This is a genomic window from Pseudomonas rhizozeae (genome assembly GCF_031583775.1).
Taxonomy (GTDB): Bacteria; Pseudomonadota; Gammaproteobacteria; order Pseudomonadales; family Pseudomonadaceae; genus Aquipseudomonas.
Genome location: NZ_JAVLSB010000047.1, coordinates 180,525 through 205,442, shown reverse-complemented (window position 1 = coordinate 205,442; position 24,918 = coordinate 180,525). Strand labels below are relative to the sequence as shown.

25 protein-coding genes are annotated in these 24,918 nt (G+C 61.1%); 9 read left to right on the top strand and 16 right to left on the bottom strand.

All coding sequences use genetic code 11. The features are described from left to right. Positions 1–48 precede the first annotated feature (48 nt). Positions 49–1,416 carry a DNA repair protein RadA gene (radA, locus tag RG836_RS16515; RefSeq protein WP_310847487.1) on the bottom strand — a complete coding sequence of 456 codons (1,368 nt, stop codon included), beginning with the start codon at positions 1,414–1,416 and terminating at the stop codon, positions 49–51. A 559-nt stretch (positions 1,417–1,975) separates the two neighbouring features. Between radA and mscL the strand changes: the two genes are divergently transcribed. After that, positions 1,976–2,395 (top strand): large-conductance mechanosensitive channel protein MscL, encoded by a 420-nt coding sequence (gene mscL, locus RG836_RS16510; RefSeq protein WP_310847484.1) that lies wholly within the window; start codon positions 1,976–1,978, stop codon positions 2,393–2,395. Positions 2,396–2,431: 36 nt separating this feature from the next. Here the strand turns inward: mscL and RG836_RS16505 are convergent, their stop codons facing one another. After that, positions 2,432–3,208, bottom strand: a complete 777-nt coding sequence (locus RG836_RS16505; RefSeq protein ID WP_310847481.1) for a ferredoxin--NADP reductase — start codon at positions 3,206–3,208, stop codon at positions 2,432–2,434. Positions 3,209–3,514: 306 nt separating this feature from the next. Here RG836_RS16505 and RG836_RS16500 point away from each other — a divergent pair, with 306 nt between their 5' ends. Both RG836_RS16500 and RG836_RS16495 read left to right on the top strand, forming a co-directional pair. After that, positions 3,515–4,231, top strand: a complete 717-nt coding sequence (locus RG836_RS16500; protein WP_310847479.1) for an autoinducer binding domain-containing protein — start codon at positions 3,515–3,517, stop codon at positions 4,229–4,231. Positions 4,232–4,372: 141 nt separating this feature from the next. Next, a complete protein-coding gene (locus RG836_RS16495; RefSeq protein WP_310847477.1) occupies positions 4,373–5,497 on the top strand; it encodes a methyltransferase in 1,125 nt (374 codons plus the stop codon). A 48-nt stretch (positions 5,498–5,545) separates the two neighbouring features. Here RG836_RS16495 and RG836_RS16490 read toward each other — a convergent pair whose 3' ends face one another. Genes RG836_RS16490 through RG836_RS16480 form a run of 3 tightly spaced genes read right to left on the bottom strand, consistent with a single transcriptional unit; the run spans position 5,546 to position 8,185 of the window. Then, positions 5,546–5,713, bottom strand: a complete 168-nt coding sequence (locus RG836_RS16490) for a DUF2474 domain-containing protein (protein WP_310847474.1) — start codon at positions 5,711–5,713, stop codon at positions 5,546–5,548. 21 nt (positions 5,714–5,734) lie between these two features. Then, positions 5,735–6,742, bottom strand: a complete 1,008-nt coding sequence (gene cydB, locus RG836_RS16485) for a cytochrome d ubiquinol oxidase subunit II (protein WP_310847472.1) — start codon at positions 6,740–6,742, stop codon at positions 5,735–5,737. Between the two features lie 3 nt (positions 6,743–6,745). Beyond that, positions 6,746–8,185: a cytochrome ubiquinol oxidase subunit I gene (locus RG836_RS16480; protein WP_310847470.1), complete on the bottom strand. Its 1,440-nt coding sequence runs from the start codon at positions 8,183–8,185 to the stop codon at positions 6,746–6,748. Between the two features lie 373 nt (positions 8,186–8,558). Between RG836_RS16480 and RG836_RS16475 the strand changes: the two genes are divergently transcribed. Further along, positions 8,559–9,797, top strand: a complete 1,239-nt coding sequence (locus RG836_RS16475; protein ID WP_310847468.1) for an MFS transporter — start codon at positions 8,559–8,561, stop codon at positions 9,795–9,797. Here RG836_RS16475 and RG836_RS16470 read toward each other — a convergent pair. The 5 genes from RG836_RS16470 to RG836_RS16450 form a co-directional block, all read right to left on the bottom strand. Beyond that, positions 9,794–11,995 (bottom strand): xanthine dehydrogenase family protein molybdopterin-binding subunit, encoded by a 2,202-nt coding sequence (locus RG836_RS16470; RefSeq protein ID WP_310847466.1) that lies wholly within the window; start codon positions 11,993–11,995, stop codon positions 9,794–9,796. The two genes, RG836_RS16475 and RG836_RS16470, sit on opposite strands and share 4 nt — an antisense overlap. Then, the gene (locus RG836_RS16465) at positions 11,995–12,981 is read right to left on the bottom strand and encodes an FAD binding domain-containing protein (protein WP_310847465.1); all 987 of its coding nucleotides are present in this window, start codon (positions 12,979–12,981) and stop codon (positions 11,995–11,997) included. Before RG836_RS16465 ends, RG836_RS16470 begins: the two co-directional genes overlap by 1 nt. Beyond that, positions 12,978–13,511, bottom strand: a complete 534-nt coding sequence (locus tag RG836_RS16460) for a (2Fe-2S)-binding protein (protein ID WP_310847462.1) — start codon at positions 13,509–13,511, stop codon at positions 12,978–12,980. The genes RG836_RS16465 and RG836_RS16460 overlap by 4 nt, the downstream gene beginning before the upstream one ends. Before the next feature lie 157 nt (positions 13,512–13,668). Next, positions 13,669–14,220 carry a DJ-1 family glyoxalase III gene (locus RG836_RS16455; protein WP_310847459.1) on the bottom strand — a complete coding sequence of 184 codons (552 nt, stop codon included), beginning with the start codon at positions 14,218–14,220 and terminating at the stop codon, positions 13,669–13,671. A 67-nt stretch (positions 14,221–14,287) separates the two neighbouring features. Next, positions 14,288–14,722, bottom strand: a complete 435-nt coding sequence (locus tag RG836_RS16450) for a DUF4879 domain-containing protein (protein ID WP_310847457.1) — start codon at positions 14,720–14,722, stop codon at positions 14,288–14,290. 223 nt (positions 14,723–14,945) lie between these two features. Here RG836_RS16450 and RG836_RS16445 point away from each other — a divergent pair, with 223 nt between their 5' ends. Continuing rightward, positions 14,946–16,241: an NCS2 family permease gene (locus RG836_RS16445; RefSeq protein WP_310847455.1), complete on the top strand. Its 1,296-nt coding sequence runs from the start codon at positions 14,946–14,948 to the stop codon at positions 16,239–16,241. Further along, entirely contained in the window at positions 16,238–17,317 is a 1,080-nt protein-coding gene (gene trmA / locus RG836_RS16440; RefSeq protein ID WP_310847453.1) for a tRNA (uridine(54)-C5)-methyltransferase TrmA, read from the top strand. Before RG836_RS16445 ends, trmA begins: the two co-directional genes overlap by 4 nt. A 160-nt stretch (positions 17,318–17,477) precedes the next feature. On the opposite strand, the gene RG836_RS16435 is transcribed toward trmA, so the two are convergent. After that, a complete protein-coding gene (locus tag RG836_RS16435) occupies positions 17,478–17,921 on the bottom strand; it encodes a DUF2442 domain-containing protein (protein WP_310847451.1) in 444 nt (147 codons plus the stop codon). Continuing rightward, positions 17,918–18,346: a DUF4160 domain-containing protein gene (locus RG836_RS16430; protein WP_310847449.1), complete on the bottom strand. Its 429-nt coding sequence runs from the start codon at positions 18,344–18,346 to the stop codon at positions 17,918–17,920. Before RG836_RS16430 ends, RG836_RS16435 begins: the two co-directional genes overlap by 4 nt. Positions 18,347–18,624: 278 nt before the next feature. Between RG836_RS16430 and RG836_RS16425 the strand changes: the two genes are divergently transcribed. Continuing rightward, the gene (locus RG836_RS16425; protein ID WP_310847447.1) at positions 18,625–19,548 is read left to right on the top strand and encodes a LysR family transcriptional regulator; all 924 of its coding nucleotides are present in this window, start codon (positions 18,625–18,627) and stop codon (positions 19,546–19,548) included. A gap of 6 nt (positions 19,549–19,554) precedes the next feature. Here the strand turns inward: RG836_RS16425 and RG836_RS16420 are convergent, their stop codons facing one another. Together RG836_RS16420 and RG836_RS16415 are read right to left on the bottom strand one after the other, a co-directional pair. Beyond that, on the bottom strand, positions 19,555–20,232 hold the full coding sequence (locus tag RG836_RS16420; RefSeq protein ID WP_310847445.1) for a TetR/AcrR family transcriptional regulator: 678 nt from the start codon (positions 20,230–20,232) through the stop codon (positions 19,555–19,557). Between the two features lie 111 nt (positions 20,233–20,343). Then, entirely contained in the window at positions 20,344–21,222 is an 879-nt protein-coding gene (locus RG836_RS16415; RefSeq protein ID WP_310847443.1) for a DMT family transporter, read from the bottom strand. Positions 21,223–21,514: 292 nt separating this feature from the next. Here RG836_RS16415 and ypfJ point away from each other — a divergent pair, with 292 nt between their 5' ends. Together ypfJ and RG836_RS16405 are read left to right on the top strand one after the other, a co-directional pair. Next, entirely contained in the window at positions 21,515–22,405 is an 891-nt protein-coding gene (gene ypfJ / locus RG836_RS16410; RefSeq protein ID WP_310847441.1) for a KPN_02809 family neutral zinc metallopeptidase, read from the top strand. Positions 22,406–22,421: 16 nt separating this feature from the next. Continuing rightward, positions 22,422–23,381: an alpha/beta hydrolase gene (locus RG836_RS16405; RefSeq protein WP_310847437.1), complete on the top strand. Its 960-nt coding sequence runs from the start codon at positions 22,422–22,424 to the stop codon at positions 23,379–23,381. A gap of 34 nt (positions 23,382–23,415) precedes the next feature. Here the strand turns inward: RG836_RS16405 and RG836_RS16400 are convergent, their stop codons facing one another. After that, complete coding sequence (locus RG836_RS16400; RefSeq protein WP_310847434.1) at positions 23,416–24,009, bottom strand: HAD family hydrolase; 594 nt, start codon at positions 24,007–24,009, stop codon at positions 23,416–23,418. Further along, entirely contained in the window at positions 24,006–24,875 is an 870-nt protein-coding gene (tesB, locus tag RG836_RS16395) for an acyl-CoA thioesterase II (RefSeq protein WP_310847431.1), read from the bottom strand. The genes RG836_RS16400 and tesB overlap by 4 nt, the downstream gene beginning before the upstream one ends. Positions 24,876–24,918 lie beyond the last annotated feature (43 nt).

Here is a 24,918-nt window from a genome sequence, read left to right as displayed (position 1 = left end):
CCGGTCTGCCGCTTTCGCGAGCAGGCTCGCCCCCACCGGGATGGATGTTTATTCGAAGAGGGCGTCGAGCGCCTGTTCCAGACGGGTCACCGCAATGATCTGCAACCCCGCTGGCGCCTCTTTCGGGGCATTGCCCTTGGGCACGATCGCCCGTTTGAAGCCGTGCTTGGCCGCTTCTTTCAAGCGCTCCTGGCCACTTGGCACCGGGCGCACTTCGCCGGACAACCCCACTTCGCCAAATACCAGCAAGTCATGGGGCAGCGGCCGATTGCGCAGGCTGGACATCACCGCGGCCATCAGTGCCAGGTCGGACGCGGTTTCCAGCACCTTGACCCCACCCACCACGTTAAGGAACACGTCCTGGTCGTGGGTCGGAATACCGCCATGCCGGTGCAACACCGCCAGCAACATGGCCAGGCGATTCTGGTCCAGGCCCAGGGTGACCCGGCGCGGGTTGGCCAGGTGACTGTCATCCACCAGCGCCTGGACTTCCACCAGCATCGGCCGGGTACCCTCCCACGTCGCCATCACCACGCTGCCCGGGACTTCTTCCTGAGCCCGTGTGAGAAAAATCGCCGATGGGTTGGAGACTTCCTTCAGCCCCTTGTCGGTCATGCCGAACACGCCCAACTCGTTGACCGCGCCAAAACGATTCTTCACCGCTCGCAACAGCCGCAAGCGGCCATCGGATTCACCTTCGAAATACAGCACGGTGTCGACCATGTGCTCGAGCACCCGCGGCCCCGCCAGCGCGCCTTCCTTGGTGACGTGGCCGACCAGGAAAATCGCCGTGCCGCTCTGTTTCGCGTAGCGCACCAGCAATGCCGCACTCTCGCGCACCTGAGACACGCCCCCCGGCGCCGATTGCAGTTGTTCGGTAAAAATCGTCTGAATCGAGTCGATCACCATGACCTTGGGTTTCTCCACCCGGGCCGTGGCGATGATGGTTTCGATGCAGGTTTCGGTCATCACCCGCAATTTGTCCTGCGGCAAGCCCAGGCGCCGAGCTCGCATGGCGACTTGCTGCTGCGATTCTTCGCCGGTGACGTACAGCGCTGGCATGCGCGTCGCCAGGTTGCACAAGGTTTGCAAGAGAATGGTCGATTTGCCGATGCCCGGATCGCCGCCAATCAGCACCACCGAACCGTCCACCAGACCGCCGCCGAGCACCCGATCGAGTTCGCTGGAGGCCGTGGAGAAACGCGGGATCTCTTCGACACTGACTTCGGCCAGGGTCTTGATCTGCGCCTGCTGCCCGGTCCAACCGGTACGGCCGCTGGGCGGTGCGGCGCCGCCGCTCTCGACCATGGTTTCGGTCAGGGTATTCCAGGCCCCGCATTCACCGCACTGGCCAGCCCATTTGGGAAAGGTGGAGCCGCACTCGGTGCAGCCATACATGCGCTTGGCCTTGGCCATCGGAACTCCCGGCAAAAGCGCGATGATAACGCAGCCGGCGGAAAACATTCGCGCGGTCATGCTCGAGGCTCGCTCCACGGCTTCAGTTCATCAAATAGCTGACTATTAAACCAACTAAAGACGGTTGAGCTTTAGCAAGCGTCGTCCCTACATCATTGAATGAAGTGTAATGACTGAAACAACTGTACGCAGTGCACTGCAGCAACCGAAGGTCGTATACATATTCCATGAAGAACACGCCTGAGTTGTTCAACAATTCATCGAGTTACAAAAAGTAATAAACTTAGAAGATTGTTTCGATCATATGGAACCCTGAATTGCATGCCACGCATACTTCTCTTCAACATGGTGTAGTTATCAACTGATAGTGCTGGAATTTCGTCTTTGACGCCGGTTGACCGCTGACGTCTTGCACTGCCCCGCGACGTCTTTTTTCGTAAACTTTTCGCGCCTACCTCGGTCGATACCTTCCGTGGAGTTGTAAACAGGCGTGTCAGGCACAATGCGCGATGCTGATTTACACTGCGATCACCAACCTCATCTGTACAAGGAATAACCAATGGGCGTGATAAGTGAATTCAAGGCCTTCGCGGTCAAAGGCAATGTGGTCGACATGGCCGTCGGTATCATCATCGGCGCGGCGTTCGGCAAAATCGTGTCGTCTTTCGTCGGCGACGTCATCATGCCGCCGCTGGGTCTGCTGATCGGCGGGGTCGACTTCAGTGACTTGGCGGTGACACTCAAGGCTGCCGAGGGCAACGTGCCGGCGGTGGTACTGGCTTACGGCAAATTCATCCAGACCGTAATTGACTTCATCATCGTCGCCTTCGCGATCTTCATGGGCGTGAAGGCCATCAACCGCCTCAAGCGCGAAGAAGCCGTGGCCCCCAAGCTGCCACCGGTGCCGACTAAAGAAGAAGAGTTGCTGGGCGAAATCCGCGACTTACTCAAGGCCCAGAACAGCCGGCCTGATGTTTGATCGCAACCAACAATGGCGCCCGCGGGCGCCGTTTGGTTACCAATAATTTTCCACCGCCACCTGGCCCGGCCGGCGTGCCAGACTCAAGCGCAAGTCGCGGGTCTTCAGCAGGGCGCGAGTGTCGTCGATCATTTGCGGGTTGCCGCAGATCATCACTCGAGAATGCTCCGGGCTCAGCGCCAGGCCGGCAGCGTGCTCCAGCTCGCCGTTCTCGATCAGTTGGGTGATCCGCCCGTTCAGCGCGCCTGGGTATGCCTCGCGGGTCACAGTGTTGATCAGTTGCAACTTGTGCGCGTGCTCGGCCAGGTAATCGCGCTGCGCCAGCCCCTCAATCAGCGCCTGATACGCCAACTCGCGGCCTTCGCGGACGCTGTAAACCAGGATGATCCGCTCGAATTTTTCCCAGACTTCGAAATCCTGCAGGATCGATAGAAATGGCGCCACGCCAGTCCCAGTCGACAGCATCCACAAGTCACGACCGTCGATAAAACGGTCCAGGGTCAGATAACCCACCGCCTGACGCTCAATTAGCAAGCTGTCGCCAATCTGCAACCTACTCAGTTCACTGGTGAATTCGCCACCCGGCACCACGATCGAAAAGAATTCCAGGAACTCGTCGTGAGGCGACGACACCATCGAGTACGCCCGCCAAACGACGCTGCCATCGGCCTTGGTTACGCCGAGACGAGCAAACTGCCCGGCCACAAACCGAAATCCAGGGTCACGTGTGGTTCGCAAGGTGAACAGGCTGGGGGTTAACGGTTGGACGTCGGTCAAGGTCTGGCGGGTGAATTTTTCTGCGCTGGCAGTCATGGGCGGCTCCACTGAACAGGTGGCCCAGTGTCCCGCAATGCGCGCCGCGAGAACACCGGCGGTTTGTAATGACATTCGACGCAGCGGTAGTCGCGTGCAACTAACCTTCCGGGACAAAACATTTGAATGACATATCCGCTATCTAAGCGAGTGTTGCACTGGCGTGACACCGATCAGAACTTCTAATACTTACCACCACCCAATCAAGATTAAAAAAATTTTTCACATCTGTAGGACCTGTCCTACACTGCAAATTCATCACTTTGGATCCAATCGTTAACCCAGCGCTTTACCTGGAGACAGGACATGGAAATCTGGAAGGAATCGCAATTCAAAAAATTATCAACGGCACAAGACATCAATGATGCCTATGCGCTATCACTTAATCTATTCAATAACTTAGGATTTGAATATTGCGCTTTCAGAACCAACCTGGGGATCGCAAGCCATGACACGCAATTTCTGGATTTCAATAACTACCCCCACGAATGGAACCATCAATATGCAGAGAAACATTTTGTCGAAATTGATCCAGTAGTAGCTCATTGCAATCAATCGTCTCTGCCCATTCTCTGGAATGAACAGACTTACGCCAAAACCCCGGATTTGTGGGAAGCGCTACTGGGACAAGGTTTACAGCATGGCTGGACGCAAGCGACCCACGATCCATCCACCAACGCCTACAGCATGTTCAGCCTGGCACGCAGTCACTGTGCGATTACCCCCTACGAGCTGTACGAACACCTCGGTTACGCCATTTTCGCCAGCCAGACCTTGCACAATCTGGTGGTGCAGAAAGGCGTTGACCCGCAACGCCTGCAAGAACCCACCGTGCACCTGTCCCCCCGCGAGATCGAAGTCTTGCGCTGGTCGGCCCGGGGCAAGACCGCCGCCGAAGCCGCGCGAATCCTCAACCTGTCGGAACGCACGGTGAATTTCCACATCAGCAGTGCGATCAAGAAACTGAAGGTGAACAACAAGATTTCCGCAGTGATCGCCGCCTCCAAGGTTGGCGCTATCTGAACGAGGCAAAAAAACGTAACCTTTGCGGTCCTTCCTGAGTGATGTTGCGTAGCCACGCAGCGCAGTCCATTCAGTGAGTCCCGCGTATCCACCCGAAGGTCCGGCTGCGCGAAACCTGTCGATTACCCAGAGTCTCGCCCGATGCCCCTGCTTGAAAGCCCCTTCGCCCAACTCGACCTGATTCGCCAGCCCGAACAGCAGAACGAACCGCTGCAGGCGTTCGATGCGGCCGACGAGTACTTGCTCAATCATCTGGCCGAGCAGCAACTGGCGACGGATTGCCGCGTGCTGGTGCTCAATGACAGCTTCGGCGCGTTGGCGGCCAGTCTGACGGGCAAGGTTAAGGTACGCAGCAGCGGCGATTCCTTTCTGGCCAGCCTGGGGCTGGAAAAAAACCTCACGCGCAATGGCCTGCCGTTCGACGCCGTGCCGTTTATCCCGGCCAGTGCCGAGCCACAAGGCCCGTTCGACCGAGTGCTGATCCGCGTGCCGAAGACCCTCGCGCTGCTCGAAGAGCAGTTGATTCGGCTGCATGGTCAACTGGCGCCGGGCGCGCAGGTGATCGCAGGTGCCATGATCAAGCACCTGCCGCGAGCCGCCGGTGATTTGCTCGAACGCTACATCGGCCCGGTGCAGGCCTCGCTGGCGGTGAAAAAGGCCCGCTTGCTGATCGCCACCGCTGAAACCAGAGCCCCGGTGGTATCGCCCTACCCTACCCGTTATCGCCTCGATGCCCCGGCCATCGAACTGCTTAACCACGCCAACGTGTTTTGCCGCGAAGGCCTGGACATCGGCACCCGCGCGTTCCTCCCACACTTGCCGGGCAACCTCGGCACAGCGCGGGTCGCCGATCTCGGTTGCGGCAACGGCGTGTTGGCGATCGCCAGTGCATTGCAGAACCCGCAAGCCCGTTACACCCTGGTCGACGAGTCGTACATGGCCGTGCAGTCGGCCGCAGAAAACTGGCGTGCGGCGCTGGGTGAGCGGGAGGTGCTGATCCGCGCCGACGATGGCCTGGCCGGCCAGGAAGCACAGTCGCTGGACGTAGTGCTGTGCAACCCACCGTTTCATCAGCAACAAGTGGTCGGCGACTTCCTCGCCTGGCGCATGTTCCAGCAGGCCCGCGAAGCGCTCGTGGTGGGCGGCGCGTTGTACATTGTCGGCAATCGCCATTTGGGCTATCACAGCAAACTGGCGCGGTTGTTCCGTGGCGTCGAGCAAGTGGCAGCCACGCCGAAATTCGTGATCCTGAAGGCACGTAAATAGCAGGCACAAAAAAGCCCCCACCAGGAGGGCTTGATTGACGGGTGGCGCTCAGTGAGTGGTCAGGCCTGCGGCGTTCATGAACATCCGCATCAGGCTGGCCACTACGAATAGTGCCAGCACACTGCCCACCCAGATCATCGCCAGCCAGCCGAGCCGCTGCCACAGCGGCTTTTTTTCGGCCTCTTCAAGGTCGCGCATCGAATCTTTGCCAGCCATCGCGGAGCACTCCTTCAGCCACTAGTGATAACCGTCGTCGTGGGTCACCTTGCCGCGGAACACGTAGTAGCTCCAGAAGGTGTAACCCAGGATGAACGGAATGATGAACAACGTGCCAACCAGCATGAAGCCCTGGCTCTGCGGCGGTGCTGCGGCGTCCCAGATCGAAATCGACGGCGGCACGATGTTCGGCCACAGGCTGATGCCCAAACCGCTATAACCCAGGAATATCAGCACCAGCGTCAGCAGGAACGGCGTGTAATTCGCGTTGCGGGCGACGGCGCGGAACAAGCCGTACATGGTCACCAGCACCAGGATCGGCACCGGCAGGAACCAGAACAGATTCGGCAAGGTGAACCAGCGTTCGGCAATGTCAGCGTGGGCCAGTGGGGTCCAGATACTGACGATGCCAATCACCGCCAGTACGACCATCGCCAACGGCCGCGCCAGGTCGTGCATCTGCTCCTGCAGCTTGCCTTCGGTCTTCATGATCAGCCAGGTGCAGCCGAGCAAGGCATAGGCGACGATCAGCGCCACGCCGCAAAACATGGTGAACGGGGTGGCCCAATCCAGCGAGCCGCCGGCAAACTGCCGATTGACCACCGGAAACCCATCAATGAAAGCCCCCAGCGCCACGCCCTGGAAGAACGTAGCGGCAACCGAGCCACCGATGAAGCATTTGTCCCAGATGTGGCGCTTGTGGTCCTTGGCCTTGAAGCGGAACTCAAACGCGACGCCCCGAAATATCAGCCCGATCAGCATGAAAATCAGCGGCAGGTACAGCGCCGAGAGCACCACCGAGTAGGCCAGCGGAAAGGCGCCGAACAACGCCGCGCCGCCAAGCACCAGCCAGGTTTCGTTACCGTCCCATACCGGCGCCACGGTGTTCATCATCACGTCACGGTCGCGGTGGCCCTTGATGAACGGAAAGAGAATCCCGATGCCGAGGTCGAAGCCGTCCATGACCACGTACATCATGATGCCGAAGATGATGATCACGGCCCAGATCAGCGGAAGATCAATACCCATGAGTCAAATCTCCTTGTGCGGGACGTTGCCCTGATCGGCTTCATCGCCGTCATCGGCCGCCGACAGCGGACGCGCCGGGGTACGTTTCTGGCCAGGGCCGCCGTGGGTCGGTTCGGTGACTTCAGTGGCGATCGGCCCTTTGCGCACCAGGCGCATCATGTAGCCCAGCCCGGTGCCGAACAGCGCGAAATACACCACCACGAACAGCACCAGGGTGATGCTCATCTGCGCGACGCTGTGCCCGGACGAGGCATCCGCCGTGCGCATCAGGCCGTAGACCACCCACGGCTGACGGCCGATTTCCGTGGTGAACCAGCCGGCGAGGATCGCGATCAGCCCGGACGGGCCCATCCATAACGCCAGGTACAGGAACGGTCGCGAGGTGTAGAGCGTATCGCGCTTACGTAGCCACAGGCTCCACAAACCGGTGAAGATCATCAGGAACCCCAAGCCGACCATGATCCGGAACGACCAGAACACGATGGTCGAATTCGGCCGGTCTTCTGGCGGGAATTCCTTGAGCGCCGGCACTTGCTTATCCAGGGAATGAGTGAGGATCAGGCTGCCAAGGTACGGAATCTCCACCGCGTATTTGGTTTTTTCGGCCTTCATGTCCGGCCAGCCGAATAGGATGAGCGGCGTCGGCTCGTCGCCCTTGTTTTCCCAGTGACCTTCGATAGCGGCGATTTTTGCCGGCTGATGTTCCAGGGTATTGAGGCCGTGGAAGTCGCCGATCACTGCCTGGATCGGCGCAACGATCAACGCCATCCACATCGCCATCGAGAGCATGGTGCGGATCGCCGGGCTGTCCTTGCCGCGCAACAGATGCCAGGCGGCCGAGGAACCGACGAAGAACGCCGTGGCGACAAACGCCGCAGTCGCCATGTGCATCAAGCGATAAGGGAACGACGGGTTGAAGATGATCGCGAACCAGTCCACCGGAATCACTTGGCCGTTGACGATTTCATAACCCTGCGGGGTTTGCATCCAACTGTTGGAGGCGAGAATCCAGAAGGTCGAGATCAGCGTGCCGACCGCGACCATGATGGTGGCGAAAAAGTGCAGGTTGCGCCCGACCTTGTTCCAGCCGAACAGCATCACCCCGAGGAACCCCGCTTCGAGGAAGAAGGCGGTCAGCACTTCATAGGTCAGCAGCGGCCCGGTGACCGAACCGGCAAAGTCCGAGAAGCGGCTCCAGTTGGTGCCGAACTGATAGGCCATGACCAGGCCCGAGACCACGCCCATGCCGAAGTTGACGGCGAAGATTTTCGACCAGAAGTGGTACAGGTCGCGGTAGGTGTCGTTGCGCGTTTTCAGCCACAAGCCTTCGAGCACCGCCAGGTAACTCGCCAGGCCAATGGTGATGGCCGGAAACAGGATGTGAAACGAAATGGTGAACGCGAACTGAATTCGGGCGAGATCAAGTGCCTCCAAACCGAACATATGTCTTCCTCTGTCAGTAATACCGGCTGCGGGCCAGGGCCTGCATCCACGGGCCCCACGGATATGGAGTGTGGCGAATTCCAATTCGTTCTTTTTGTCGATGCACCGTCACGCAGGGAGTCATCCAGGCAAAACCACGGGGGTTTTGATCTGGATCAAGCAACGCTCAAAGAGTAGTCCCAATTTCGCCGGTGCAAGCTGTGGCCTTTTGCCGCGTGACAGCTTGCCTCAGGAATGCGTCAGGTGCAGCAACACAAAACCGGGGCCTGCGCAGCTGATATCGATATCTTGCTAAGTAAATTTCAGCGCATGGCAACTTCTCGTTACATGTAGGTGCTAATCTCGCGTTTTCCCCGCTCAAGACTTGCTTCCGATGCCCAGCCAAGCGCCGTTGCTGTTACGTCACCATCGTCCGTTCCTCGCGTTCTGGCTGGCTCGGATTTTCACCGCCAGCGGTTTTCAGATGCTCACGGTGGCGATCGGCTGGAACCTCTACCAGTTGACTGGCAATGTCCTCGATCTGGGCTTGGTGGGTCTGGTGGAATTCGCCCCGCGGGTGCTGTTCATGCTGCACACCGGGCACGTGGCCGACCGCTACGACCGACGCCGCGTCGCCGCGATCTGCCAGTCGTTGCAGGCCTGCATCGCCTTGGCCCTGGCCATCGGCAGTGCCACCGATCATGTGACCCGCGAGATGATCTTTATCCTCGCCTTCCTGCTCGGTGCTGCTCGCTCATTCGAAATGCCCACCACCCAGGCGCTGCTGCCGAGCATCGTGCCCAGTGCGCTGTTTCCGCGAGCAGTGGCGGCAGCGCAGTCGGCGCAGCAATCGGCAACCATCGTCGCGCCGGCCCTCGGCGGTTTGCTCTATGCGTTCGGCAGCGTCTGGGTCTACGGACCGACGGTGATTCTGTACGTGATCGCCTGCTGCCTGATGCTCAACCTGCCAGCGCGGCAAACGCCGCTGAACAAAGGCAAAGCCACCCTCGATTCACTGCTGGCAGGCATCCGCTTTATCCGCAGCCGTCCGGACATCCTCGGGGCGATTTCCCTGGACTTGTTCGCCGTGCTGCTGGGCGGTGCGACGGCGTTGTTGCCGGTGTTCGCCAAAGACATTCTGCTCACCGGGCCGTGGGGCTTGGGTCTGCTGCGTTCGGCGCCAGCGGTGGGCGCGCTGCTGATGTCGCTGTACCTGGCGCGCTTTGCAGTGGATCGCCACGTCGGGCGAGTGATGTTTACCGCCGTAGGGGTTTTCGGCGTGGCGACCATCGCCTTCGGCCTGTCGACTTCGTTCTGGTTTTCCCTCGCGGTGCTGGTGGTGCTGGGCGCGGCGGACATGATCAGCATGGTAATCCGTGCATCCTTCGTGCAACTGGAAACGCCGGATGAAATGCGCGGCCGGGTCAGCGCGGTCAACGGATTGTTTATCGGCGCCTCTAACCAGTTGGGCGAATTCGAATCGGGCGTCACCGCCCACTGGCTCGGCACCGTGCCGGCCGTCGTGATGGGCGGGATCGGCACGCTGGTGGTGACCGGGGTCTGGATCAAGCTGTTCCCGACCCTGGCCAACCGCGACCGCATGCACGTCCCGGTGGAAGAAGCGAAGGTCTAGAGCAGCTTGTCGAGGGTGATCGGGAAATCCCGCACCCGTTTGCCGGTGGCGTGATAAATCGCGTTGGCCACCGCCGCCGCGACTCCGACAATGCCGATTTCACCCACGCCCTTGGATCCCAGCGCATTGACGATCGGGTCGTGTTCTTCGACGAACAGCACGTCTATCTCGCCGATATCAGCGTTCACCGGAATGTGATATTCGGCCAGGCTGTGGTTCATGGTGCGGCCCAATGCGTGGTCGACTTGCGCCTCCTCATGCAGCGCCATGCCAACGCCCCACACCACCCCGCCGAGAATCTGGCTGCGAGCCATTTTCGGGTTGACCACACGGCCGGCGGCAATCGCGCTGACCACACGATTGACTTTGACCGTGCCCAGGTCCTCATCCACCAACACTTCAACGAACACCGCGGAATGGGTGGCGGTCGCGTAGGCGTTGCGCTTTTCATCCGGCTTGGCGTCCACCGTCACTTGCAGTGGCTCCTCACCACTGTGACGGGCCAGGTCAGCGATGCTGACCTCGGCGTCGTCGACATACAGCATGCCATTTTCGAAACGCGCCTGTTCCAGGGTTGCGCCGCTGAACGCCGGGCAGGTCTGCCGCGCCACCGTCAGCAGTTTTTCGCGCAAGGCTTCGCAGGCTTGTTGCACCGCGGTGCCAACCGACGACACGGTGAACGAGCCACCCTGCAAAGGCGCCGTGGGCAACGACGAATCGCCAAGGACGAATCTGACGTTCTCCACGGAAATGCCTGACGCCTCGGCGGCAATTTGCGTCATCACGGTGTAGGTGCCAGTGCCAATATCGGTGGTGGCGCTGCTCACGGTCAGCTTGCCGTCGCGATCAAGACTGGCGCGCGCACTGGCCTTCTGCTGCATGGCCTCCCAGACACCGCCGGCCATGCCCCAGCCGATCAGTTGCCGGTCGTGGCGCATGCTGCGCGGTTCCGGATTGCGTTTGCTCCAGCCGAAACGTTCCGCGCCCTGGGCATAACAGGCGCGCAGTTCCTTGCTGGAATAGGGTTTGTCTTCGTTCTGGTTGCGCTCCGCGTAGTTGAGCAGGCGCAGCTGCACCGGGTCGATGGCCAGGGCACAGGCCAGTTCATCCATTGCGCACTCCAGGCCGATCAAACCCAGTGCGGCGCCGGGGGCACGCATATCCAGTGGAGTGAAGACGTCCAGCGGCAGCAATTTGTAAGTCAACTGCACGTGGTCGCAGTGATAGAGCATGCCGCTCCACTCAACCACGTGCTCGGTAAAGTCTTCAAATCGCGAAGTCTGGCCAATTGCCGTGTGCCCGACCGCCAGCAAGCGACCGTTAGCCGCAGCGCCCAGCTGCAAGCGCTGCAAAGTGCGCGGCCGATAGCCAAAGGTGAACATCTGCTGACGGGTCAGGTTCACGCGAACCGAGCGCTTGAGTGCCAGCGCCGCCATCACCGCCAGCGGCAATTGGTACTGCGGACGCAGGCCAGAGCCGAACGCGCCACCGACATATGCGGCGAAAATTCGTACCTGATCTTTCTCAAGGCCAAATACTTTTCGCACATAGCTCTGGCAGTTTTGCGGGCCTTGGGTCTTGTCATGGATGTGCAGGCTGCCATCGGCCTGATACAGCACGGTGCTGGCGTGCGGCTCCATCGGGTTGTGATGCTCGTTTGGCGTGCTGTAGTGCAGATCCAGGCTCATGGCGGCGCCGGCCAGTTCAGCCTGAAAATTCCCACGGGGTTCGGGCAACTCCGCCGGGGCCGGATGCGCTTCGCCCTGCAGGCTCAGTAGATCGGTCTGATGCGCATCCTCTTCATAGTCGATATGCACCAGCGAACCGGCATAACGCGCCAGCTCCAGATTCTCCGCCAGCACCAGCGCCAGCGGCTGACCGCTGTACAGCACGACGTCGTTGTACAGCGGCCGGAACGGCGAGCCTTCGGCGGAGTCGGCGTCGTCGTAGTCCTCATCGTAACTGGCGACTTTCGGCCGGTTAGTGTGATCGAGCACCATCAGCACGCCCGGTAACGCGAGGGCTTTAGAGGCATCGATGCGCACCACGCGGCCCTTGGCAATCCGGCTGGACACTACGCTGCCATGCAGCAAACCGTCCTCCGGGTATTCGCCGGCGTAGCGCGCCTGACCGGTGACCTTGAGGTGACCGTCGACGCGGTCCAGCGGTTGGCCAATGGCCTTGGCAAAGGTATTCATCAGGCTTTCCCTCCCAGCGCGGCGTCACTCAGCGCGCGGACAATCGCCCGGCGCGCGAGTTTGACCTTGAACGCGTTGTGCTCCAGCGGCTCGGCGTTTTGCAGCAGCGCGTCTGCAGCGGCAGTGAAGGTTTCGCGGCTGACCGGCTTGCCCGCCAGCCAGGTTTCCACGGCTTTATCGCGCCACGGTTTATGCGCTACGCCACCCAGCGCCAATCGTGCTTCACGAATCACCGGGCCGGACATCTCCAGCGCCGCCGCCACTGAAACCAGGGCAAAGGCATAAGACGCGCGATCGCGCACTTTCAGGTAGTGGCTATGATCGGCGAAACCGGCAGGCGGCAGTTCGATGGCGGTGATCAGTTCATCGTCAGCCAATTGATTGTCGCGCTGCGGCGCGTCGCCGGGCAGGCGATGGAAATCGGCAAACTCAATACTCCGCTCACCGCCACGCCCCTGCACGTGCACCACCGCATCCAGCGCCGCGAGGGCTACGCACAGGTCCGAGGGATGAGTCGCCACGCACTGCTCACTGGCGCCGAAAATCGCATGGATCCGGTTCAAGCCGTCACGGGCCGGGCAGCCGCTACCGGGCTCGCGCTTATTGCACGGCACTTGCGCGTCATAGAAGTAATAGCAGCGGGTGCGTTGCAGCAGATTGCCGCCGGTGCTGGCCATGTTGCGTAACTGCGGCGAGGCGCCCGCGAGGATCGCTTGGGACACCAGTGGGTAGCGCTGTTCGATCAATGGGTGCCAGGCCAGGTCGGCGTTGCTCACCAGGGCGCCGATCAGCAGCCCGCCCTTGGCGGTTTCGCTGATGCTGTTAAGCGGCAGGCCGGTGATGTCGATCAAGTGCTCGGGCCGGGTCAGGTTTTCCTTCATCAGGTCGAGCAGATTGGTGCCACCGGCGATAAAGCGCGAGGCCGGCCCGGCAAGGTTGATTGCGTCAAGCACCGATTCAGGCTTGCTGTACTGAAAGGGATTCATTGGCCACCCCCTTGCCCGGCGCGCTCGCGGCTGGCCGGCAGCGCCTCTTCGATGGCCTCGCGAATGTTGTTGTAGGCGCCGCAGCGGCACAGGTTGCCGCTCATCAATTCCTGGATCTCGGCGCTGCTCTGCGCCCGGCCTTCATTGGCCAGCCCCACCGCCGAGCAAATTTGCCCCGGCGTGCAATACCCGCACTGAAAGGCGTCGTGCTTGATAAACGCCTGCTGCATCGGGTGCAGTTCTTCACCGTCGGCCAAGCCTTCGATGGTGGTCAGCTCGGCGCCTTCGCACATCACCGCCAGGGTCAGGCAGGCATTGATGCGCTTGCCGTCACGCAACACCGTGCACGCGCCGCATTGCCCGTGATCGCAGCCTTTCTTGCTGCCCACCAGGTCCAGTTGCTCGCGCAGCAGATCGAGCAACGTGGTCCATGGCAACACCTGCAACTCCCGCACCTGACCGTTGAGCGTCAGACGCAACGGATGACGGACAAAGGCCGGCTGCGCCGCCCCGGACATGTTCACACTCATAGACACCTCACGGTTGGTCATACATTCGCGGCGTTTTGCCAAACCGCCGTCATAAGGGGTACGACTTCGAGGGGTGGTGAGCGTTCAAGGGAATTGATGGGCGTGCTCTGCGCCTGAGGCAGCGGCTGGCTGCGTAGGATTTTTCCTGATTTGCGGACTATCCCCCCAACTCACCCGCCACCGCCGCGCGTGCCGGTTTGCCGCAGAGTTGCTCGACCAGTGTCAGGCCAAAGGCCAGGGCCGCGGCGGAGTTTTGCGCGGTGATGCAGTTGCCATCCACCACCACCGGTTGGTCGATGAAGTTGCAGCCGGACAATTGATGGCTGGCGGAGGGCAGGCAGGTCATGCGGCGCTGGCGCAATACGCCGAAGGTTTGCAGGGCCACGGCGGGGGCTTCGGCGATGGCGGCGAACAGGCGGCCGGCGGCGGCCTGGTCCTTGACCAACTGCTGCAACGGCTGATGCGCCGCCAGGTGCCGGGCGCCCACCGCGCCTCCGGGCAGGACAATCAGGTCGAAAGGTTGTGCCAGCAGGTCAACCAACATCGCATCGGCGGTCAGGCGGGTGCCGCGAGCGCAGGTCAGCATGCGCCTCCCCTCGATGCTCGCCACCACCACCTCGACCTGGGCGCGGCGCAATACATCGATCAAGGTCACGGCTTGCAGATCGTCGATGCCTTCGGCGAGGGTAATCAGGGCTCTAAAGGTCATGGGTGCGTTCCACAGGATGATCTTTAAAGCGTAGTCAGGTTTACCGGCCCTGACTCCTTAACCCCCATTACTTGATGTAAAGCTGCGCCGACAGCGTATTACCCGGCGCATTGATCGACGTGTTGCTGAAGGTAAAGATTCCGCTTTGTTTGCCCGCCAGGCCGAAGGTGTACAGATAGCCGACCACCCGTGACTGCCGGGAGCAATCGGTCAGTGCGCCATTGCTGAAGGCACAGACCTGGGTTCGCGTGCCATCCACTTCAAAACCGTCCAGTTCCACATGCGGTTCGCGACCATAGCCGATCTCCAGCACATAGACCTTGATGTCCGGCCCGTGATCACACCGGGTCTGGGCCTGGCCTTCGGTAATGTTTTCCGAACCACAAGCGGTCGATTCAACCCTGACCACGTTGACTTGGGTCAGCGGCGCCGCCGACGCGGCCGTCGCGCTTTGCATCCCCGCCAAAAGGCTGCCGAGCAACCCCACTGTTAATAACGTCATGCGCACCATAGTGACCCCCCAAACGTGCGCGCAGTATGGCTGACTTCCGTTTGGCGCAAAACATCGCCGACGATCGCCGCCATAAGCCCCCGCCACCCTGCATGGCTGGTATGATGCGCGGCTTTTTCCGACCCCTCGAAAATTCCCAGGCGCGTTCATCGGTCTGTGCTTTGCTGTTGAGGTCGATACATTCACGGCGCCGGGCGCGCCACGGGGAGCAGACATGCTGGAAAGGCTGTTTCAACTCAAGGCACACAACACCAACGTACGCACCGAGATCCTCGCGGGCGTCACGACCTTTTTGGCCATGGCCTACATTCTGTTCGTCAACCCCAGCATCCTCGGCGAGACCGGCATGGACAAGGGCGCGGTGTTTGTCGCCACTTGCCTGGCAGCGGCCATCGGCTCGGCGGTGATGGGCCTGATCGCCAACTACCCGATCGCCCTGGCGCCGGGCATGGGCCTGAACGCCTTCTTCACCTACACCGTGGTCCTGCACATGGGCCACACGTGGCAAGTGGCGCTGGGCGCGGTGTTTATCTCAGCGATTCTATTCTTCCTGCTGTCGATCTTCCGTATCCGCGAATGGATCATCAACAGCATTCCCCTGCCCCTGCGCTCGGCAATTGCCGCCGGTATCGGCCTGTTCCTGGCGCTGATCGCCCTGCACAACGCCGGCATCGTGGTCAGCAACCCGGCGACCATGGTCGGCCTCGGTGACTTGAAGCAACCGGCGCCGATCCTCGCCACCCTCGGCTTCGCCCTGATCGTCGCCCTCGAAGCGCTGGCGGTACGCGGCGCGGTATTGATCGGCATTCTCGCGGTGACCGTGGTCTCGATCCTGATGGGCTTCACCCCGTTTGCCGGCGTGATGTCGATGCCGCCGTCCCTGGCGCCGACCTTTCTGCAACTGGACATTAAAGGCGCGCTGGACATCGGTCTGGTCAGCGTGATTTTCGCCTTCCTGTTCGTCGACCTGTTCGACAACTCCGGCACGCTGATCGGCGTCGCCAAGCGCGCCGGGCTGATGGGCAAGGACGGCCATATGCCGAAAATGGGCCGCGCACTGATCGCTGACAGCACCGCAGCCATGGCCGGTTCGCTGCTGGGCACCTCGACCACCACCAGTTACATCGAATCAGCGGCGGGCGTCAGCGCCGGTGGCCGCACCGGTCTGACCGCAATCGTGGTGGCCGTGCTGTTCTTGCTGGCGCTGTTCTTCGCGCCACTGGCCAGCAGCGTTCCAGCCTTCGCCACCGCGCCGGCGCTGCTGTTCGTCGCGGTGTTGATGACCTCCGGTCTGGCGGAAATAGACTGGGACGACATCACCGTCGCCGCGCCGGTTGTTGTTACCGCGCTGGCCATGCCGTTCACCTATTCCATCGCCAACGGCATCGCTTTCGGCTTCATTGCCTGGACCACGATCAAATTGCTCTCGGGCCGTGGCCGTGAGCTGAACCCGGCACTGGTGATTCTGTCGATTCTGTTCGTGATCAAGTTGGGTTGGTTTAACGCATGACTTTTGATTCCCAGGCTTACGCCACGCAACTCGAAGACAAAGTCACGCGCCTGCGTGACCTGTTGGCGCCGTTCGATGCTCCCGAGCCGAGCGTTTTCGACTCACCGTTGCAGCACTTCCGTCTGCGCGCCGAATTCCGCCTGTGGCGCGAGGCCGGCGAGCGGCACTATGCGATGTTCTCTCAGGACGACAAACGCACGCCGATCCTGATCGAGCAATTCCCGATCGCCAGCCAACGCATCAACCAGTTGATGCCGCAGCTCAAGGCTGCGTGGCAAGCCAGCTCGGCCCTGAGCCACAAGCTGTTCCAGGTGGAATTCCTCACCACCCTGGCCGGCGACGCGATGATTACCCTGTGCTATCACCGTCCGCTGGACGAGCACTGGCACAACGCCGCGACACAATTGGCGAGCGACCTTAATGTGAGCATCATCGGTCGCTCCAAGGGCAAGCGCGAAGTGATCGGCCGCGACTACGTCGTCGAGCAACTGGACGTCGGCGGCCGCACGTTCAGTTATCGCCAGCCCGAAGGTGCCTTCACCCAGCCCAACGGCACGGTGAACCAGAAGATGCTGAACTGGGCCTTCGACGCCCTCGGCGATCGCCGCGACGACTTGCTGGAACTGTATTGCGGCAACGGCAACTTCACCCTGCCGCTCGCCACCCGCGTCGGCAAAGTGCTGGCCACCGAAATCAGCAAGACCTCGGTCAACGCGGCGCTGAGCAACCTCAGCGAAAATGCTGTGGACAACGTCACTCTGGTGCGCCTGTCCGCCGAGGAATTGACTGAGGCGCTCAACGAAGTCCGCCCGTTCCGTCGCCTGCACGGCATCGACCTCAAGAGCTACCAGTTCGGCAGCGTGTTCGTCGACCCGCCCCGCGCCGGCATGGACCCGGACACCTGCGAACTGACCCGGCGCTTCGACAACATTCTGTACATCTCCTGCAACCCGGACACCCTCGCGGCCAACATCGCCCAACTGCACGACACCCACCGCATCACCCAATGCGCGCTGTTCGACCAGTTCCCGTGGACCCACCACATGGAATCGGGCGTGTTGCTGACACGCCGCTGACAACACATTGTGGCGAGGGAGCTTGCTCCCGCTGGACTGCGGAACAGGCCCTATCAATGGGTCGCTTCGCGCCTCGACGGGAGCAAGCTCCCTCGCCACACCATATGGGGATAACGTCCGCATAAGAAAGCCGTCGTGAAGACGGCTTTTTTGTGTCAGCTCACTGGGGAGTATCGACCTTGCGTGGGCGTCCGCCTTTCTTGCCATTGACCCGAGCAGCCTGAGATTTCGCGGCACTGTTTTGGCGTCCGTTACGGCTTGCACTTACCGAGGCCGCCATATTCATCAGCGGCTCACTGGCAGAAATCATACCGGCGATCGACACCTGCAGATCCTTGCCTTCGTGGCAAAGCGCAGTGCCTGCGAACCCCAGGGTGAGCGCAGCGAAATCCTCAGCCTCGAAGCCGTCAAACTCCCGGTAGTTCGCAACCGGTAACAGCACGCCACTGCCGTCTGCAAAACCAATCAGCAGGCAGGACGCCTGAAAGCTCACGCTGCTCGCCGCCAATCCACCGCGCCTGATCTCACCGCGCTCGATGGCTTCTTTCAACCCGACTTCAGTGACGGGACGATCCAATTGCTCCTTTGCGGGAACCACTTTCATAACTGTATCTCCACGCCGTCTGGGGCTCCCTTGAGCTCCAGCAGGGTTGTATTGTTTTGGGTGTCATAGCGAGCGGCGCCTATCGCATAAGTCGTACTCGCACTCCTCTTCATGATCACCACTTCGTTCGCTTGCCAATCCCAGAGCTGGTGGTCGAGGCATACCGTCTGCAACTTCTCCCACCAGATGCTTCGGGCACGCCACAAGTGCTCAGGGCATTTCAATGTCCGGCGCAGTCCTTCCAATACCCCCAACGGCGGCTGGCGTGCCATCGGCATTACGTCCCACAACTCGACGCCGTTGTGCCAGAAACTAAAGAGGAAACGCGCATTCCATGTCCCCCCATCGACGTGCACATGCGGGGGACAGTGTTCATCGCGCAACATCACCACCAATGACAATCCTTTGTAGCGGCATATTTTCATGCTAACCCATCCGTTAGGTTAATAAGAGTCAAGCTTCGGCCGTTGCGAGTTGTTTTCCGATAACCGGCTAAAATCGGCCGTGAATTCAGCCTAGCGCCGTCGATTCGTAGCATTCGAAAAATGCGTCGCGAAAATGGTAAGCAATCCTTTCTATGCGTCGCCCACGACCCGGCCCCGCCAATGAGGCACAAAACCTCAATTTTTCCCGCTGTATTTATGCCCCCACATTTGATAGATAAACACCCAGGCCCTTCATTTGATCCTTGGCGTAATCAATCATGCAGCGACAATTCGACGATCTTCAGCTCGGCAGTATCGAGCTGTTTTGCCTGGCGGCTGAAGCAGGGAGTTTTACCGCGGCGGCGTTGATTGCCGGGGTGACGCCGGCGGCGGTCAGCCGTTCGGTGTCGCGCATGGAGGAGCGCCTGGGCGTGCGGCTGTTTGCCCGCACCACCCGCAGCGTCAAGCTGACCGACAGCGGGCGGCGCTATTTCGAAGAATGCCGCGAGGCCCTGGCGCAGTTGGTCGAGGCCCAGCGCGAGATCATGGGCCAGCAGCAAACGCCCTCGGGCACTTTGCGCATCAGCGTGCCGACCACCTATGGCCATCACCGCATCCTGCCGTTGCTGCCGGCGTTCCGCGCGCGCTTTCCCGACGTCAACGTCGAAGTCAACATCAGCAATCGCAACATCGATTTCGTCGGCGAAGGCTATGACATGGCCATCCGCGTCCGGGCGATTCCGGATTCCGGCTTGATCGCCCGTTTGCTGGAGGATGCGGCGCTGGTACTGGTGGCCACTCCGGATTATCTGAAGCGCGCCGGCACGCCGCAGTCGGTGGACGAACTCACGCAGTACGAGTGCATTCAGTACGAGTTGCCCAGCAGCGGCCGGCGCATTCCTTGGCTGTTTCATGAACACGGCAAGGACCGCGAGTTGCTCGGCACCAGCGGCTTTACCTGTTCCGACGACGTGCTCGGCGGCGTGACCCTGGCCAAGCATGGCGCGGGACTGTTCCAGACCTACCGCTTTATCGTTGAACAGGAACTGGCAGACGGCTCGCTGGTGGAAGTCATGCCCGCGTGCGGCGGACGTTCGCGGCCGTTCTCATTGCTTTACCCGCAGAGCCGCCACGTGCCGCTGCGCCTGCGGGCGTTTATCGACTTCCTGATGGAAGCCCAGAAAGGCTGGCGCCGCGCCTGACCTGATTCAGTCCTGCAAATAACGCAGCACCGATTCGCAAATCATCTGCCGATGACGCTGCTTGATGGCTTCATCCGGCAGGTCAATCTGAAACATCTCGCCGAAAGTATGGCGGTTCGAAACCCGGTAGAAACAGAACGAGTTGATCAGTAGGTGCACGTCCAGTGGCAGCAGGTCATGGCGGAATACGCCCTCCTCCGCGCCACGGCGCAACAGCTCACCAAGGGCATCGAGGATGGTGTTGTTCATCGCCCGGATCGCCTCGGACTGCTTCACGTATTCGGCGTTGTGAATGTTCTCGACGGCGACGATGCGCACGAAATCAACGTTGCGGTCGTGGTGGTCGAAGGTGAACTCCACCAGCCGACGAATCGCCTCCACCGGCGACAGCGCCTCCAGGTTCAGGCTTCGCTCAGTGTGGCGAATATCACCGTAGAGTTTTTCCAGTACCTCGATGTACAGCTGCTCTTTACTGCCGAAGTAGTAATAGATCATGCGTTTTGAGGTGTGGATGCGCTCGGCGATGGCGTCGACGCGGGCACCGGACAACCCCTGCTGGACGAACTCGACAATGGCCTCTTGAAGAATGTTCTCGCGGGTTTTTTCCGGATTGTTCTTGCGACTCTTGCGCGGCTCGACCGGCAGTTCGTCGGCGTCTACAGGAAGCTCTGAAGTCATTGTCATTGCGGGCTCACGGCCATCACTGCACAAGCGGGCGATTATGGGCCGCACGGCACAGTGAAGGAAGCCACGGGGCGGCGCTTTCTGCCCGTGGTTACGAATTCCCTACAACTTTCACTGACGCCGTTGCTGCCACGCTGCCGCCAACCCGCTCAGGCAAATAATGACGATGCCAAGGATGGTGGTTGACGTCGGCGTATGGGAGAAAACCAGCCAGCCCAGCAGGCCGGCGAATACGATCTGGCAATAACCGAACGGCGCCAGCAAGGCCGGCGCGGCATGGCGGAACGCCTGGGTCAGGAACAGGTGCGCGGTCATGCCGCAGGAACCCAGCGCCAGCATCATCGCGCCGTGCCACAGGGTCGGCACTTGCCAGAAGAACGGCACCAGTGCGCTCATCACCAGGGTATTGCACAAACCGGCGAAAAAATTGCTGGTGGTGGGGCTGTCGATCGAGCTGAGCTTGCGTGTGAGCAACTGGTAGAAACAGAAAAACATCGCCGAGCAAAACGGCAACAGCACCGCCGGGGTGAAGAGGTCGCCGCCGGGGTGGACGATGATCAGCACCCCGATAAATCCGCAAATCACCGCCAGCCATTGGCCACGGGTGACGTGCTCGCCGAGCAACGGCACCGACAATGCAGTAACCAGCACCGGCGCAAGAAAGTTGACCGCCGTGGCTTCAGCCAACGGGATGTACAGCAGGCCGGTGGTGAAGAACAGGCTGGTGCCCAACAGGCACAGTGCTCGCACCAACTGCAGCAGCGGGCGTTTGCTGCGCAACACCCGCAGGCCGGACTGCGGCAGGAAGATCCCGGCCATCAACAAGGTGTGCACCAGGTACCGCGCCCACACCACCATGATGATCGGGTAAAAACCCGAGAGGTATTTGGAGAAGGCATCGTGGCTGGCGAACAGGAACGTCGCCGTCACGATCAGCAGTATCCCCTTGAGGGGACGGTTGACGCCGGAGAGCGGAGTGCTGAGGGTCATGAAGATCTCGGCATGAAAAAAGACCAAAGGCAAAAACAGCGCCGCGGGGTGCTCAGCGTTGGGCAGTGTCGGCCGCGTGGCGCCCAGTGTATGCGCCTGAGCCAACTCGCCAACCATAAATTTAGCGGCTTGCGGCAAATTGTCCCAACGCGAAGGGTCATTGCCGGGGTGAACATCGCCCGCCATCGAACCTCTGCCCCACGCCAACGGTCTGACGATCGGACTGGCGCACCGCCCGCGCAGCAGCAACACTCACCCCATGACTTTTCCGGTCAACCCAGAGGAATGCCCCATGCTATGGAAAAAAGGCCGACGCAGTGACAACGTGGTCGACGCGCGCGGCGACAACATCGGCGGGGGCGGTGGCGGGATGCGTTTCGGCGGCGGCAAGGGCTTGAGCCTGACGGCGATCATCCTGATCGTCGGCATCGGCTGGATCACTGGCCAGGACCCGATGCAGATCCTCGGGCAACTCACCGGGCAGATGGACACCACGGCGCCCACCAGCAGCCAGACCCGCCAGGCACCGCCGGCCAACGACGAAGGCGCAGAGTTCGTGCGTTCGATCCTCGGCGACACCGAAGACACCTGGGGCCAGATTTTCCAGCAGTCCGGCCGCCAATATAAGGACCCGACCCTGGTGCTGTTCAGCAATCGGGTTAATTCCGCCTGCGGCCTGGCCACCTCTGCCACCGGCCCGTTCTATTGCCCGGCGGACCAGCAGGTGTACCTGGACATGAGTTTTTTCCGGGAAATGTCGCAACGTTTCTCCGCCGCCGGCGACTTCGCCCAGGCTTATGTGATTGCTCACGAAGTCGGGCATCACGTGCAGACGTTGCTCGGCGTTTCGGCGAAGATACAGGCCGCGCGCCAGCAGGGCCGGCAGATGGAGGGCGACGGAGGCTTGCTGGTGCGCCAGGAATTGCAGGCCGATTGCCTGGCCGGGGTCTGGGCCAACAATGCGCAAAAACGCCTGAACTGGCTGGAGCCCGGTGACATCGAGGAAGCGCTGAATGCGGCAAATGCCATCGGTGACGACCGCTTGCAACAGCAAAGCCAGGGCCGCGTCGTCCCGGACTCTTTCACCCATGGCACCTCGGCGCAACGCGTGCGCTGGTTCAAGACCGGGTTTGCTCAAGGTAATATCAGCCAGTGCGATACCTTCGCGGCGAAGAGCCTGTAAACCTAAGAGTCTGTCAATGAATAAGTGGCTGTTGGCGTTACTGATCTTCTGTACGAACACCTTTGCGGCCGAGCATGCAGTCAAGGAGATCAGCGCCGGGCGGCTGTTGCTCAAGGAAGGCGAGATGGCGGTAGGCATCAGCGCCGCGCCGGAGAAAATCGAACGGGTGCTGATCATCCTCCACGGTCGCCTGCGCAACGCCGAAACTTATCGCCGCAGCGCCGAACATGCGGCGCAATGGGCCGGGCAAACCGCAACCACCCTGGTCATCGCCCCGCAGTTCCTCAACGAAACCGACATCGCCCTGCACCCGCAGCCCGACAGCGTGCTGCGCTGGCAGGGCAACGAGTGGATGGCGGGGGGCGTGTCCACCGGACCGTTTCCGCTGAGCTCCTATGCGGCGCTGGACCAGATCATCGAGCGGGTCAGCGATCGTCGACAGTTTCCCGATGTGAAGCAAATCGTCATTGCCGGCCACTCCGGCGGCGCGCAAGTGGTGCAGCGCTACGCCCTGCTGGCCCGAGACATTCCGGCGGTGCCAGCCAACGGCATCAGCCTGCGCTATGTGGTAGCCAACCCGTCGTCCTACGCCTATTTCAATGAGCAACGGCCAGAGGCGTTCGATCATGCGGCGTGCCCCGGTTTCAATCGCTGGAAGTATGGCCTCAGCGATTTGCCGATCTACGCCGGCGGGCAGACCGCGCAGCAACTGGAAAGCCGCTACATCAAACGCAACGTCACCTATTTGCTGGGCCAGGAAGACACCGACCCGCAACACAAAGCCCTGGACAAGGGTTGCGAAGCACAGGCGCAGGGGCCGAATCGACTGGCGCGCGGGCGTAACTTCTTCAACTACCTGCTACGGCGCAACCCGCAAGGGGTGCATCAGCACTTGGTGGAAGTGCCCGGGGTCGGACACGACGGCGATGGGATGTTTATCTCGCCGGAAGGGGTGAAGGCGTTGTTCGCGCAATGAGTGCGAATGCAGACTTCTGACAGGCACCCAAGCCTCAAGCCAACAGCATCCGCCGCAACTCAACACAATCCTCAGCATGCCAATCCGTCAGCTCCGGCCACGGATTTTCCGGCAGATTCACCAGCACCGTCCGCGCCCCCGCCGCTCGCCCGCAATCGAGGTCAAAGCGGTAGTCGCCGACCATCACCATCTGTGCCGGCGACACGGCCCAGGCCTCGGCGAGTTTCAGCAAGCCGCCCGGGTGCGGTTTGGGCGGTGCTTCATCGCGGCCCAGCACATCCTCGACCGCGAAGCAGTCCGCCAGGCCGATGGCTTGCAACGTGACATGCGCCAGCTCCCGCGCATTGCGGGTCAGGATCCCCAGCCGCACGCCGCGCCCCGCCAGTTCGCGCACCAACTCCACCGCGCCCGGCGCGGCTTTCGACCCCAGCGCCAGATCTCGCTCGTGTTCCAGCAACCAGGCATGTTTGGCCGCTGCTTCCTCCGCCGGCAACGCCGCCAGGTGGGTGAGGATGTCGTCTTCGGGCGGAATCGACAGGGCCACGCGGATCGCCGCGAAATCGTGCACGGCGATGGTCAGGGTGCCGTCCATGTCGAACACCCAGTGCCGCACCTCGGCCAGGTTCATGCCCAATCCTGGCGATGGCGGATCAAGCCTTCCTGAGTCACCGACGCCACCAATTGCCCGGCGCGGTTGTACACACTGCCCCGGGAGAACCCGCGGGAATTACCCGCCCACGGGCTGTCCATGGCGTACAGCAACCAGTCATCGGCGCGCAGGTCGGCGTGGAACCACAGCGCATGGTCGAGGCTGGCGACTTGCATGTCCTTCTGCCACACCGACTTGCCATGGGGCAGCATCGAGGTGGTCAGCAAACCGAAGTCAGACGCGTAGGCCAGCAGGTATTTGTGCAGCGCCGGGCTGTCGATCAGCGCACCGTCGGCGCGGAACCACACGTACTTGACAGGATCCGCCGGCTGCGGGTTGTAGGGATCTTTTTCGGTGACCGGGCGCACTTCGATAGGCTTTGGGCACAACAGCTTCTCGCGCATGTGCTCGGGGATCAGGTGGGCGCGTTGCTGGAACAGTTCCAGTTCCGACGGCAGATTCTCCGGGCCGACTACCACAGGCATGGTGGTCTGGTGCTCGAAGCCTTTTTCGTCGTACTGGAACGACGCGCTGCAGGTGAAAATCGGATGGCCCTTCTGGATCGCCGTCACCCGGCGAGTGCTGAAACTGCCGCCATCGCGCACCCGATCCACCGAATACACCACCGGCAATGCCGCATCGCCCGGACGCAGGAAGTAGCCGTGCAGCGAATGTACGTGACGGGTTTCTTCCACGGTCTGACTGGCTGCCGACAACGACTGGCCGAGCACCTGGCCGCCGAACAACTGGCGGAAACCCAAATCCTGGCTGCGCCCGCGAAACAGGTTTTCTTCGATCGGTTCCAGGGTCAGCAGGTCGACCAGATCATCCAGTACGTGGCTCATTCGGGTGCTCCTCACACAAAGCAATGCCGGGCAATCTGTGCTG

Coding starts and splice junctions, on each gene's coding strand:
- radA (WP_310847487.1), bottom strand. CDS start 1,416: ATGGCCAAGGCCAAGCGCATGTATGGCTGCACCGAGTGCGGCTCCACC.
- mscL (WP_310847484.1), top strand. CDS start 1,976: ATGGGCGTGATAAGTGAATTCAAGGCCTTCGCGGTCAAAGGCAATGTG.
- RG836_RS16505 (WP_310847481.1), bottom strand. CDS start 3,208: ATGACTGCCAGCGCAGAAAAATTCACCCGCCAGACCTTGACCGACGTC.
- RG836_RS16500 (WP_310847479.1), top strand. CDS start 3,515: ATGGAAATCTGGAAGGAATCGCAATTCAAAAAATTATCAACGGCACAA.
- RG836_RS16495 (WP_310847477.1), top strand. CDS start 4,373: ATGCCCCTGCTTGAAAGCCCCTTCGCCCAACTCGACCTGATTCGCCAG.
- RG836_RS16490 (WP_310847474.1), bottom strand. CDS start 5,713: ATGGCTGGCAAAGATTCGATGCGCGACCTTGAAGAGGCCGAAAAAAAG.
- cydB (WP_310847472.1), bottom strand. CDS start 6,742: ATGGGTATTGATCTTCCGCTGATCTGGGCCGTGATCATCATCTTCGGC.
- RG836_RS16480 (WP_310847470.1), bottom strand. CDS start 8,185: ATGTTCGGTTTGGAGGCACTTGATCTCGCCCGAATTCAGTTCGCGTTC.
- RG836_RS16475 (WP_310847468.1), top strand. CDS start 8,559: ATGCCCAGCCAAGCGCCGTTGCTGTTACGTCACCATCGTCCGTTCCTC.
- RG836_RS16470 (WP_310847466.1), bottom strand. CDS start 11,995: ATGAATACCTTTGCCAAGGCCATTGGCCAACCGCTGGACCGCGTCGAC.
- RG836_RS16465 (WP_310847465.1), bottom strand. CDS start 12,981: ATGAATCCCTTTCAGTACAGCAAGCCTGAATCGGTGCTTGACGCAATC.
- RG836_RS16460 (WP_310847462.1), bottom strand. CDS start 13,511: ATGAGTGTGAACATGTCCGGGGCGGCGCAGCCGGCCTTTGTCCGTCAT.
- RG836_RS16455 (WP_310847459.1), bottom strand. CDS start 14,220: ATGACCTTTAGAGCCCTGATTACCCTCGCCGAAGGCATCGACGATCTG.
- RG836_RS16450 (WP_310847457.1), bottom strand. CDS start 14,722: ATGACGTTATTAACAGTGGGGTTGCTCGGCAGCCTTTTGGCGGGGATG.
- RG836_RS16445 (WP_310847455.1), top strand. CDS start 14,946: ATGCTGGAAAGGCTGTTTCAACTCAAGGCACACAACACCAACGTACGC.
- trmA (WP_310847453.1), top strand. CDS start 16,238: ATGACTTTTGATTCCCAGGCTTACGCCACGCAACTCGAAGACAAAGTC.
- RG836_RS16435 (WP_310847451.1), bottom strand. CDS start 17,921: ATGAAAGTGGTTCCCGCAAAGGAGCAATTGGATCGTCCCGTCACTGAA.
- RG836_RS16430 (WP_310847449.1), bottom strand. CDS start 18,346: ATGAAAATATGCCGCTACAAAGGATTGTCATTGGTGGTGATGTTGCGC.
- RG836_RS16425 (WP_310847447.1), top strand. CDS start 18,625: ATGCAGCGACAATTCGACGATCTTCAGCTCGGCAGTATCGAGCTGTTT.
- RG836_RS16420 (WP_310847445.1), bottom strand. CDS start 20,232: ATGACAATGACTTCAGAGCTTCCTGTAGACGCCGACGAACTGCCGGTC.
- RG836_RS16415 (WP_310847443.1), bottom strand. CDS start 21,222: ATGACCCTCAGCACTCCGCTCTCCGGCGTCAACCGTCCCCTCAAGGGG.
- ypfJ (WP_310847441.1), top strand. CDS start 21,515: ATGCTATGGAAAAAAGGCCGACGCAGTGACAACGTGGTCGACGCGCGC.
- RG836_RS16405 (WP_310847437.1), top strand. CDS start 22,422: ATGAATAAGTGGCTGTTGGCGTTACTGATCTTCTGTACGAACACCTTT.
- RG836_RS16400 (WP_310847434.1), bottom strand. CDS start 24,009: ATGAACCTGGCCGAGGTGCGGCACTGGGTGTTCGACATGGACGGCACC.
- tesB (WP_310847431.1), bottom strand. CDS start 24,875: ATGAGCCACGTACTGGATGATCTGGTCGACCTGCTGACCCTGGAACCG.